Origin of the sequence: Avibacterium sp. 21-599 (assembly GCF_026226765.1) — a bacterium.
GTDB lineage: Bacteria > Pseudomonadota > Gammaproteobacteria > Enterobacterales > Pasteurellaceae > Avibacterium.
Genome location: NZ_JAKKOB010000001.1, coordinates 1,976,013 through 1,988,074, shown reverse-complemented (window position 1 = coordinate 1,988,074; position 12,062 = coordinate 1,976,013). Strand labels below are relative to the sequence as shown.

10 protein-coding genes and 1 pseudogene are annotated in these 12,062 nt (G+C 40.9%); 9 read left to right on the top strand and 2 right to left on the bottom strand.

What is annotated here, in order from left to right:
* Positions 1–56: 56 nt before the first annotated feature.
* The 8 genes and pseudogenes from rluB to cra form a co-directional block, all read left to right on the top strand.
* Positions 57–965 (top strand): annotated as a pseudogene (gene rluB, locus L5B83_RS09480) (23S rRNA pseudouridine(2605) synthase RluB); the annotation flags it as partial.
* Between the two features lie 42 nt (positions 966–1,007).
* Positions 1,008–1,979: an HTH-type transcriptional regulator CysB gene (cysB, locus tag L5B83_RS09475; RefSeq protein ID WP_250351673.1), complete on the top strand. Its 972-nt coding sequence runs from the start codon at positions 1,008–1,010 to the stop codon at positions 1,977–1,979.
* A gap of 84 nt (positions 1,980–2,063) precedes the next feature.
* The gene (locus tag L5B83_RS09470) at positions 2,064–3,005 is read left to right on the top strand and encodes a 2-hydroxyacid dehydrogenase (RefSeq protein WP_250363143.1); all 942 of its coding nucleotides are present in this window, start codon (positions 2,064–2,066) and stop codon (positions 3,003–3,005) included.
* 59 nt (positions 3,006–3,064) lie between these two features.
* Positions 3,065–4,255, top strand: coding sequence for a lipoprotein-releasing ABC transporter permease subunit (locus L5B83_RS09465; protein ID WP_265778414.1), 1,191 nt, complete (start codon positions 3,065–3,067; stop codon positions 4,253–4,255).
* Between the two features lie 68 nt (positions 4,256–4,323).
* Positions 4,324–5,013, top strand: coding sequence for a lipoprotein-releasing ABC transporter ATP-binding protein LolD (lolD, locus tag L5B83_RS09460; protein ID WP_250363142.1), 690 nt, complete (start codon positions 4,324–4,326; stop codon positions 5,011–5,013).
* Positions 5,014–6,267 carry a lipoprotein-releasing ABC transporter permease subunit LolE gene (gene lolE, locus L5B83_RS09455; RefSeq protein WP_265778306.1) on the top strand — a complete coding sequence of 418 codons (1,254 nt, stop codon included), beginning with the start codon at positions 5,014–5,016 and terminating at the stop codon, positions 6,265–6,267.
* 133 nt (positions 6,268–6,400) lie between these two features.
* Positions 6,401–7,486 carry a 3-deoxy-7-phosphoheptulonate synthase AroG gene (aroG, locus tag L5B83_RS09450; RefSeq protein WP_268739388.1) on the top strand — a complete coding sequence of 362 codons (1,086 nt, stop codon included), beginning with the start codon at positions 6,401–6,403 and terminating at the stop codon, positions 7,484–7,486.
* Between the two features lie 182 nt (positions 7,487–7,668).
* Complete coding sequence (gene cra / locus L5B83_RS09445) at positions 7,669–8,661, top strand: catabolite repressor/activator (RefSeq protein ID WP_250350045.1); 993 nt, start codon at positions 7,669–7,671, stop codon at positions 8,659–8,661.
* Here cra and L5B83_RS09440 read toward each other — a convergent pair.
* Positions 8,658–9,356, bottom strand: a complete 699-nt coding sequence (locus L5B83_RS09440; protein WP_265761834.1) for a SanA/YdcF family protein — start codon at positions 9,354–9,356, stop codon at positions 8,658–8,660. The two genes, cra and L5B83_RS09440, sit on opposite strands and share 4 nt — an antisense overlap.
* Before the next feature lie 186 nt (positions 9,357–9,542).
* Here L5B83_RS09440 and metX point away from each other — a divergent pair, with 186 nt between their 5' ends.
* Positions 9,543–10,622 (top strand): homoserine O-acetyltransferase MetX, encoded by a 1,080-nt coding sequence (gene metX / locus L5B83_RS09435; protein WP_265778305.1) that lies wholly within the window; start codon positions 9,543–9,545, stop codon positions 10,620–10,622.
* A 65-nt stretch (positions 10,623–10,687) separates the two neighbouring features.
* On the opposite strand, the gene L5B83_RS09430 is transcribed toward metX, so the two are convergent.
* Positions 10,688–12,055: a sodium-dependent transporter gene (locus tag L5B83_RS09430; RefSeq protein ID WP_265778304.1), complete on the bottom strand. Its 1,368-nt coding sequence runs from the start codon at positions 12,053–12,055 to the stop codon at positions 10,688–10,690.
* Positions 12,056–12,062 lie beyond the last annotated feature (7 nt).

Sequence of the window (12,062 nt, the reverse complement as noted above, 5' to 3'; positions counted from 1 at the left end):
AAAATAACACTGAAAGAAAACGTACAGACAAGCCTTTCGTATCAAACGTAGAAAGCAAAGAAAAAAGTGTGGTAAAAAAGACCGCACTTTCTGTGGCGCATAAAGTCGAAGGGGAAAAATTACAAAAAGTATTGGCGCGCGCAGGACAAGGTTCTCGCCGTGAAATTGAAGCGATGATCGCCGCCAATCGGGTCAGCGTAAACGGCAAAATGGCAACACTCGGTGATCGCGTTGTGGTAAACGCAAATTTAAAAATTCGTATTGATGGACATCTGGTGAATTTACAACAAGCACAAAAAGAAGTGTGTCGCGTGTTGATGTATTACAAACCCGAAGGCGAACTCTGCACACGCCACGATCCTGAAGGCCGTGCCACCGTGTTTGATCGCTTACCACGTTTGACAGGTTCGCGTTGGATTGCTGTTGGGCGTTTAGATATTAATACCTCAGGTTTATTATTATTTACTACGGATGGCGAATTGGCGAATCGCTTAATGCACCCAAGTCGAGAAGTGGAACGTGAATATTCCGTGCGCGTATTTGGGCAGGTCGATGAAGCAATGATCGCCCGTTTACGCAAAGGGGTTCAGTTAGAAGATGGGCCAGCCAATTTCAAAGCCATTAAGCCAATGGGCGGGCAGGGGATGAATCAATGGTTTGATGTTACCCTAATGGAAGGGCGTAATCGTGAGGTTCGCCGTTTATGGGAATCGCAAGGCATTCAAGTGAGCCGTTTGATCCGTATTCGTTACGGCAATATTAAATTAATGAAAACCTTACCGCGTGGCGGATGGGAAGAAATGGATCTCACCAATGTCAATTATTTGCGTGAATTAGTTGGGCTTGAACCAGAGACGCAAAGCAAATTAGATGTGACTAAACAACGCAGACGAGCCAAAACGGGGCAAATCCGCCGTGCAGTGAAACGTTATGCGGACATCAATAAACGTTATAAAAAAGCCTAAAAATGTAACAAAAAAGCACCGCACTTTAATCAAGGAGTGATGATGAAAATTCAGCAATTACGCTATATCGTTGAAATCGTAAATCAAAATTTGAATGTAACGGAAGCAGCAAATACCTTGTTTACCTCGCAACCGGGGATTAGCAAACAAGTGCGGTTGTTGGAAGATGAATTAGGCTTAGAGATTTTTGAGCGTAACGGCAAACATATCAAAGCACTTACCCCAGCGGGCAAAAAAATTGTCGCGATTGCGCGAGAATTATTGGTGAAAACCCAAAGCATTAAAGCCGTCGCAGATGAATATACGCAGCCTAATCACGGCGTGTTACGCATCGCCACCACCAACACGCAAGCGCGTTATATGTTGCCTTCTGTGGTAGAGCGGTTTTCCAAGAAATATCCTGATGTGAGCCTGCATATTCATCAAGGTTCACCCACGCAAATTTACGATGCCTTGCTTTCGGGAGAAGTGGATTTAGCGATCACCACGGAAGCGCAATATTTATTTGATGATTTGGTTCTATTGCCGTGTTATTTATGGAATCGTTCGGTGGTTGTAAAACCGGATCACCCTTTGGCAAAATGTAAACATCTCACTATTGAAGAATTAGGCAACTATCCACTGGTAACCTATACCTTTGGTTTTACGGGCGTTTCTGATTTAGATTATGCTTTTAACAGCGCAGGATTGTTGCCGAATATTGTGTTTACCGCGACCGATGCAGATGTGATTAAAACTTATGTCCGATTAGGCTTAGGGGTTGGCATTATGGCTTCAATGGCACACACGCCAGAAGATAACGATCTGGTTGCCATTGATGCCAGCCATATTTTCCGTTCGAGTATGACGCAGATTGCGTTCAAACATAGCATTTTCTTACGTAATTATATGTACGATTTTATCAATATGTTTTCACCGCACTTAACCCGCCCAATGGTGGAGCAAGCGGAGCGTTTACACGATAACAATGCGGTAAAAAAATTATTTGATGACGTGATGCTAGAAGTTCGCTAGTTTGTTACCGCCACTATTTAGCAATACGATGCAGGTGAATTTTGAAGGTAAAGGATATCCCTAAATAGAGATAAGGAGCATTTTATGAAAATTGTTTTTCTTGATAGCACAGCCATTCCAAAACACATTCCCATTCCACGCCCAAATTTTGAACATCAATGGGTGGAATATGCGCATACTTCACCAGAGCAAACCATTGAACGGGCGAAAGAGGCTGATATTGTCATTACTAGTAAGGTCGTGTTTGATCGCGAAACAATGAAACAGCTCCCTAAATTGAAATTAATTGCGATCACAGCTACGGGTACAAATAATGTGGACTTAGAGGCAGCCAAAGCACTTGGGATTGTCGTGAAAAATGTTACAGGTTATTCTTCTGTTACCGTGCCTGAACACGTTTTGGGTTTAATTTTTGCCTTAAAACACAGTTTAATGAATTGGTATAAGGATCAACTCAGTGCAAAATGGGCAAATAGCAAACAGTTTTGTTATTTTGATTACCCCATCACCGATGTAAAAGGCTCTACCTTAGGCGTTGTAGGCAAAGGCAATCTGGGGAAAGAAATCGGCCGTTTAGCTGAAGCCTTAGGAATGAAAGTGATTTATGCGGAACGCAAAGGGGCTACAACAGTGCGTGAGGGATATTTACCTTTTGAGCAAGTGTTACAAGAGGCGGATATTGTTACCTTACATTGCCCTTTAACGCCAGACACCACAAATTTGATCAATGCGGAAACCTTAAAATTAATGAAGCCGACGGCGTATTTAATCAATACAGGGCGTGGGCCTTTAGTGGATGAAAAAGCCTTAGTGGAAGCATTGGAAAATGGCACAATTGCCGCCGCAGCGTTAGATGTATTAGTGAAAGAGCCACCTGAGAAAGATAACCCACTTATTCAAGCGGCAACGCGTTTACCAAATTTAATTATTACCCCGCACATTGCTTGGGCATCGGATGGTGCGGTGGAAATTTTGGTGAAAAAAGTGACACAAAATATGGAAGAATTTGTCGCAACAGGCAAATAATTTTATTGCAGGACGACATTTCCCCTGTTCAGCAGGGGAAATTTTGATAAATATTTATGATGAATTTACCGATTTCTTTATTTATTGCCCTACGCTATTGGCGTGCGAAAAGTGCAGATCGCTTTGGGCGATTAGTCACCAATCTTGCGATGATGGGCATTGTGCTAGGCATTATGGCATTAATCATCGTGCTTTCGGTAATGAATGGCTTGGAAAATCAGCAAAAAAAACAAGTGCTTTCCACGATTCCCCACGCCATAATGACGCCAAAATCGGGGAATTTATCCCTTGCTGCGCCCATTCCCACAATGCCAGCTTTCGTACAGCGAGCGATTCCTATTAATACCACGAATGTCATTTTGCAAGCGCCACAGGGCGTGAGTGCAGGACAAGTGATCGGTATTCAACACTTTTCTGATGATCCCTTATTAGCACATTTTCAGGCGCAGACTTTTGAACAATTATTGCCAGCAGGTGAATTTAAATTGCTGATTGGTGCGCAATTAGCACAAAAATTGCATTTACAGATTGGTGATAAAGTGCGTTTAATGATCACCGAAAATAGCCAATACACGCCCTTTGGGCGCGTGCCAGTACAGCGTTTATTTACCATTAGCGATATTTATTTTGCTTCAGGGCAAAATGACACAAACGCCGTGTTTGCCAATCTTTCAGATATTGGTCGATTGATGCGTATTCCGCCACAGCAAATGCAAGGTTATCGCTTATTTTTGGCTGATCCTTTTGATATTACCAAACTTCCTCAATATTTCAGCCCAGAGAAATGGCAGATAGTCGATTGGCGTAGCCAGAAAGGGGAATTTTTCCAAGCAGTAAAAATGGAAAAAAATATGATGGGCTTGCTGATTAGCCTGATTATTGTGGTTGCCATCTCAAATATTGTTACTTCGCTTAGCTTAATGGTGGTGGATAAACAAGGGGAAATCGCGATTTTGCAAACGCAAGGGTTAAATAAATCTCAAGTACGCAGTCTGTTTATTTGGCAAGGGCTATTGGTCGGGATTACTGGAACGCTGATTGGCACGCTGCTTGGTGTGCTAACCACGTTAAATTTAGATTTTCTTATGGCGTGGTTTAATCCAGAAAATATTCGTTTGCCAACAGAACTCAATTATTCACAGATTGTGATTATTGTTGCGCTATCCTTATTATTTTCTTTATGTTCAACCATTTATCCAGCTTACCGCGCAGCACGAATTGAGCCAGCAGAAGCATTGCGCTATGAATAATGTGATCCCATAGTGCGGTGTTTTTTTACGCGATTTTAATGATAAAACAGAAAAAAAACGAGAAAAGAATGACAGAGAAGCAAATTTTACTCAGCTGCCAACAGTTAAGCAAGGTTTACCAAGAAGGGGAAAACCGAACGTCAGTGCTAAAAGAGGTCACTTTTTCAATGGAAGAAGGCGAGTTAGTGGCGATTGTGGGCAGTTCAGGTTCAGGCAAAAGTACGTTATTACATACGCTAGGTGGCTTAGATCAGCCAACCAGTGGGGAAGTGTTCATTAAAGGGCAATCTTTGCAGCAAACCAGCGCCGACGAATTAGCAAAATTACGCAATCACTATATGGGCTTTGTTTATCAATTTCATCATTTAATGGCGGATTTTAGTGCGTTAGAAAACGTGATGATGCCAATGTTAATTGGTAAACAATCGCGTAGTGAGGCACAAGATCGTGCAGAACAAATGCTACAAGCGGTTGGCTTATCTCATCGCATTAAACATCGTCCTTCTGCCTTATCTGGTGGTGAGCGTCAGCGGGTTGCCATTGCCCGTGCTTTAGTGAATCAGCCCGCTTTAGTGTTAGCCGATGAACCCACAGGGAATTTGGATCGTAAAACCACGGAAAGCATTTTTGAACTTATTTTGAAATTAAACCAAGAGCAAAAAATTGCCTTTTTATTGGTGACTCACGATTTGCAGTTGGCGGCGAAATTGTCTCGCCGAATGGTGATGCAAGACGGCGTATTGCGTGGAGAAAGCTAGATGAACGCACCTTTTTTTATTAGTTGGCGTTATCAGCGAGGGAAGCAAAAAAACCGTTTGGTTTCGCTGATTTCAATGTTTTCTACCCTTGGTATTGCACTGGGCGTAATGGTATTGATTGTAGGGCTAAGTGCGATGAACGGCTTTGAACGTGAGCTGAATAAGCGAATTTTAGCTGTTGTGCCACACGTTGAGATTTCAGCCTATTCTGAACAGGGCGATAGCACAGCAATAAAAAATTGGCAAAATTTAACCGCACTTTTAAAACAAGATCCTAACGTGGTGGCAAGTTCCCCTTTTGTGAGCTTTACCGCATTGGTAGAAAATGGCACCAAGCTAAAACTGGTGCAAGTCAAAGGGGTTGAAGCCGACAAGCAAGATCAGGTGAGCGCCTTAGGGCAATTTGTATTAGGTGATGGCTGGCAGCGTTTTTCTCGTGAAGGCGGATTGGTATTAGGATCTGGCATTGCGCGTGAATTAGCGGTGAAAGAAGGGGATTGGGTAACGTTGTTAATTTCGCAATCAGACGGCACCAATAATTTTACCCAGCCAATGCGTGAGCGTATTCAGATTACAGGAATTTTACGCCTTGATGGACAGCTCGATCACAGCTATGCGTTAATTCCCCTTGCCACCGCACAGCAATTTTTGGATTATTCGGCGGATGAAGTCAGCGGGATAGAACTTAAGGTGCAACACCCTTTTGCCGTGCAACAGTTGAATTATCCTACCTTGCAACAGTATCCACAGTTTTTATCTGCGCAAAATTGGATTAGCCAATTTGGCTATATGTATCGCGATATTCAGCTTATTCGCACCGTAATGTATTTAGCGATGGTGCTAGTGATTGGCGTGGCCTGTTTTAATATTATCTCAACCTTGATTATGGCGGTGAAAGATAAGCAGGGCGATATTGCGATTATGCGCACGCTCGGCGCAAATGATCGCTTTATTAAACGAATTTTTATCTGGTATGGTTTACTGGCTGGAATGAAAGGCTGTGTAATTGGGTTAGTGCTAGGTTGCATAACGGCATTAAATCTCACGCAATTAATTAAAGGCATTGAATTTTTAATTGGCAGAAAGCTACTTTCTGATGGTGTGTATTTCGTGGATTTTTTACCGAGCGAACTACATTGGCAAGATATTGCCGTGGTTTTTTTGGTGGCATTAGTGTTAAGTTTAATTGCCAGTTTGTATCCAGCAAGTCGGGCAGCGAAATTACAACCTGCACAAGTTTTAAGCAGTCATTAAAAATTTATTAATAATATCTTTAAACTAGTTTACTAGTACAAAAATGCGTGTTACATTGACACGCAATTCAGTATTCGCAATACGAATAAGTAAGTGATGATCAAAGACAAATCAAGATGTAAGAGAGTGATGTATGACAAAAAGCAAAAATGATATTTATATTGCTAACGACGATACCCGAATTGGCAACGTAGAGCAGGTGTTACCGCCTATTGCGTTAATTGAAAAATATCCAGCAAGCGACGTGGCAATTAACACCGTAAAAAAAGCTCGCCAACAAGCACACAATATTATTCATCGCAAAGATGATCGTTTGCTTGTGGTTATTGGGCCTTGTTCTATTCACGATCCGAAATCTGCATTGGAATATGCACAACGAATCAAAGCAATGCGTGAGAAATATCAAGATAGTTTAGAAATTATTATGCGTGTCTATTTTGAAAAACCGCGTACAACCGTAGGTTGGAAAGGACTGATTAACGATCCTTATCTCAACAACAGTTATGCGTTAAATGATGGCTTACGTATTGCGCGCAAATTATTGTTGGATATTAATAATTTAGAAGTGCCAGCAGCAGGCGAATTTTTGGATATGATCACACCGCAATATGTTGCTGATTTTATGAGCTGGGGAGCAATCGGGGCAAGAACGACGGAATCGCAAGTTCATCGTGAATTGGCTTCGGGCTTATCTTGTGCAGTGGGTTTTAAAAACGCAACCAATGGTGGTGTACGCATTGCCCTTGATGCGATTGGTGCAGCAGAAGCCCCGCATTATTTCCTTTCGGTAACAAAATTTGGTCATTCTGCCATTGTTTCCACTAAAGGAAATGCAGATTGCCATATTATTTTACGTGGTGGCGATAAAGGACCAAATTACAGCGCAAAAGATGTCAATGAGGTCTGTGAAAGTATTGAGAAGAGCGGTCGTATTCCACACGTTATGGTGGATTTCAGTCACGCAAACAGCAGTAAGCAATTTAAAAAACAATTAGAGGTTTGCGCTGATGTGTGTCAGCAAATTGCACAGGGTTCAAATCAAATTTTTGGTGTGATGATTGAAAGCCATTTGGTTGAAGGCAGACAAGATCTTGTGGATGGCAAAGAATTGGTTTACGGACAAAGTATCACCGATGCTTGCATTGGCTGGGAAGATTCAGAATTGGTATTGGAGCAACTTTCAAACGCTGTAATCGCTCGTCGCCGTGTAAATCGCTAATTGGATTTTTGTAGAGAGAAAGGCTGAATTGAGAAAATTCAGTCTTTTTTATATTTTTCAGGTAAGGTTATTTTTTGCGAGGCAGATCAAATTTCGAGAATTTTCGCATAAAAATGACTAAAAATTTGGTGCTATAATTCACCGCACTTTGAAATTGAAAGGACATATTAAAAGGAGTTAATGTGAAATTAGATGAGTTAGCTAAACTTGCTGGGGTTTCCAGAACAACGGTAAGTTATGTTGTCAATGGTAAAGCAAAGCAATATAGAGTGAGTGATAAAACCATTGAAAAAGTGCAATCCTTAATCAAGGAATATGATTTTAAACCTAATGCAATGGCAGCAGGGTTGCGAGCAGGGAAAACCAATACCATCGGCTTGATTATTCCTGATTTTGAAAATATGAGCTATGCCAGAATCGCTCATCAGCTTGAGCAAAAATTTCGTGAAAAAGGTTATCAACTCTTGATCGCTTGTTCTAATGATAATCCAAATAATGAAATGGCTTGTGCCAAACACCTTTTTCAGCGCAAAATTGATGCGTTAATTGTTTCAACCTCATTACCTACAGAGAATGGGTTTTATCAGCAAAGTAAGGTGCCTGTATTTGGTTTTGACCGAAAAATCAGCGCGGATAATGCGGTTAATGTGCTATCTGATGATAGGAATGATGCTTATCGTCTAGCGCAAGATTTATTTAAACAGCAATCGTTTAAAAATGTTCTCTTTTTTGGGGCGCTGCCCGAACTTCCAACCAGCAAGGAACGTGAAGTAGGATTTTGTCAGGCATTAAAAGAGCGGTCGGAAAATTCAGCAGAATTTCTTTATAGCGAGCAATTCCACCGAGATTCTGCGGCACAAACCTTTGAGCAATGGCTTGTCACAAATCCCTTGCCAGATGCCTTATTTGTTACTTCTTTAACCTTGTTACAGGGGATATTTCAAGTGCTATTAAGGCAGAATAAAGGCATTCCACAACAATTAGCCATTGCTACTTTTGGCGATCACGAAATGTTAGAACTATTAGCCAATAAAACTCTCTGTGCAGTGCAGGATCATAAGAAAATTGCGGATAAATTGTTAGATTTAGTGTTAGAACGCCTTAAGCATAAATCAGCCCAAGAAAGCTTACCGGCACCGAGTAAGATCTTGCGAGATTTAGTTTATCATTGCTAATCAGAGAAAGGTGGTGGGGGGAGTGGTTCTGGCTTGCCTAAAAAGTGCGGTTCTTTTTCAACAAGAAGATCTAATACGGCTTGCAAACGAGCAAAAAACTCACGGAAGCGGACAAACATATAGCCGCTCGGATAGTCTGCCGCAAAACAGATCGCATCAATATTATGGTATTTGGCAATAAACAAAGCCCGCTCACAATGAAAGCGCTGTGTAATGATGGTGATCGAATGGGCTTTAAAAACCTGATCAGCACGGATGACGGAATCTAAGGTACGAAATCCCGCATAATCTAAATACATAAATTCCTCTGGTATCCCCATTTTTATGAGGTCTTTAAACATTGTTCGTGGCTCATTATATTCCATTGTGCGGTTATCTCCACTTAGTAGCAAATAATCTACTTTCCGTTCCTTAAACAGGTTATTTGCCGCTAATAACCGATAGGAATAGAATAAATTTGGCGTATTTTTACTGAAATATTTTGATGTGCCTAACACCAATCCATAAGGGCGATAGGGCAGTTTTGCTATATCGGTATAAATACCTTGACGAACATAAAAGCCAATGGCTTGATCGACAAGCACAAGCAATAAGCCGCAGAGAAAAATGAGGAACAGGCTATACCGTAGAACTTTTCTAGGCAGGTAGCTAACCCATCGAAAAGAAAAAAGGTAACGGAAAAAGGATTTCAGCATAAAATTCGTATTTTTTTATCTTTTGCGTATCAAAATAATAAAAAAGACTAGTAAATTCAAGCAAATTTATTCTAAAATACGTCTAGAGGTTTAGACGTCTAAAAATCTTGGCGAGGTGTAAGGCTAACGGTAGTCTATGTTGCCTAACCTTTGCAAGATGGCATCAATGGAATAATGGACTAGGTAATGGCAGTACAAACAGCAACACTTTTTACTCAAACACCACTCAAACTCACTTTAGCTGGACAGCTTGAGCATATTGATGTTGCCTACCAAACCTATGGCAAGTTAAATGCGGATAAAAGTAATGCCGTGTTGATTTGCCACGCATTAACGGGAGATGCAGAACCCTATCACCCTGATCCCAACCAAACAGGTTGGTGGCAGAATTTTATGGGCGAAGGTTTGGCACTAGATACATCAAAATATTTTTTCATTTGTTCTAACGTGCTAGGTGGTTGTAAAGGGACAACTGGGCCTTCTTCGGTAAATCCAAAAACACAAAAGCCTTATGGCAGCCAGTTTCCGCATATTCTTGTGCAAGATATTGTAAAAGTACAAAGGGCGCTGCTTGATTATCTTCAAATCCCACACTTAAAAGGCATTGTTGGGGGGTCTTTTGGTGGAATGCAAGCTACTCAATGGGCAATAGATTATCCGGATTTTATGGATAACATCGTAAATCTTTGCTCTTCCCTGTATTTTAGTGCAGAAGCTATCGGCTTTAATCACGTTATGCGTCAAGCCATTATAACTGATCCTAATTTTAATAATGGCGATTATTATGAAGGTGAGCCACCTGTGCAGGGGTTATCTATTGCGCGAATGTTAGGAATGCTTACCTATCGTACTGATATTCAGCTTGCCAAAGCCTTTGGGCGTGCGACGAAAGTAGAAGGGCAGTACTGGGGAGACTATTTCCAAGTAGAATCTTATCTCAGTTATCAAGGGCAGAAATTTCTCGATCGTTTTGATGCGAATAGCTATTTGCATTTGTTGCGTGCCTTGGATTTATATGATCCCGCCTTAGGTTATGAAAACACATATCAAGCGTTATCACGCATTACCGCGCGTTATAGCTTAATTGCGGTGAGCAATGATCAGCTTTTTAAAGCGGTGGACGTGAGAAAAAGTAGAGCAATGCTTGAAGACGCAGGAGTAAATTTAACATATCACGAGTTTCCTTCTGATTATGGACACGATGCGTTTTTAGTGGCTTACGATGCTTTTGAAGGACTTATTCGCCGGGGATTAGAAAGCGAGTAATGCTTAAAATCGCGAAAAAATTAAGGGCTGAGAAATATCAGCCCTGATTTTTATCTGAACAGAGATTAAATTAAATTACTCACAAAAATAACTAAAATAATCAATGGAACGACATATTTTACATAGTTGAACCAAATTTTGGTGAAAGTAGAATTTGGTTTATCAGAAAGTTCTTTTTTAGCTTCCTCTTTCAACACAAAGCCGACGAAAATCGCACAGCCAAGTGCGGTGAGTAAAAAGAGAATATTTCCACTCACATAATCAAAAGCATCAAAAATACTTTTTCCAAAGAAGGTGACGTCTTTCAGTAAGTTATCGCTCAAAATAGATGGAATATTACCAAGTAAGAAAATTCCTCCAAGGGTGAGCATAATTGCTTTGCCACGGCGCATTCTGAGTTTTTCTTGTAGTGCGGTGATAATCACTTCATAAATGGTGATGGAAGTGGTCAGTGCCGCAATGAGCAATAAACTAAAGAAGATAATGGCAAAAATACGCCCTGCCCACATATGTGAGAACACAATGGGTAAACTTTGGAACACAAGCGTTGGACCAGCATTGGGTTCAATGCCAAAGCTGAATAACGATGGAAAAATCATAAATCCTGCTAAGACCGCAATAATGGTATTGCTAAAGCCAGTGATCACAGCAGTTTGTACTAAATTTTCTTCTTTACTGAGATAGCTTGAAAGGGTAATTAGCACGCCAAAACCTAAGCTAAGTGCAAAGAAAACTTGACCTAACACCATAATAAATAACTGCGGTGTAATTTTAGAAAAATCAGGTTTGAGATAATAAATAATGCCTTCTGCCGCGCCGGGTAAGGTGATGTTACGGATAACCATTCCAATAAGGAAGATAAACAGTAATGGCATTAAATATTTTACCGAACGTTCAATCCCACCGATAATCCCTTTCGCTAAAATAACATAGTTAATGGCGACAAAAATAAAGGTATAAAGGGCAATTTGTAGCGGGCTATTGCTAATGCTCTGTTCATAGAAGGTTTTGGCATACTCTTTGCTAATGGTGCTAGAAATATCAAGGCTACCAGAAATCAAGCTAATGATATAATTCATCACCCAACCGCCGAGTACCATATAATAAGCCATAATGCCGAATGCTCCGAGCAATCCCATATAGCCAATGATTTTCCAATATTTTGAATGGGGTTTTGCGGTCAGTTTATCTTCAAAGGCATCAATGGAATTGACACGCAAACGGCGACCAATGACGTTTTCCACTAAGATCATCGGGATACCAATCACGATCATTGCTACGCAGAATAATAAAACGTATGCACCGCCGCCGTTTTCACCAACTAAATAAGGGAAACGCCAAGTCGCGCCAAATCCTACGGTTGCACCAGCCACAGTCATAATATAGGTTAAGCGGCTTGACCAAGTTTGTCGTTCAGATTTTTTTGTTGTCATAAATTAC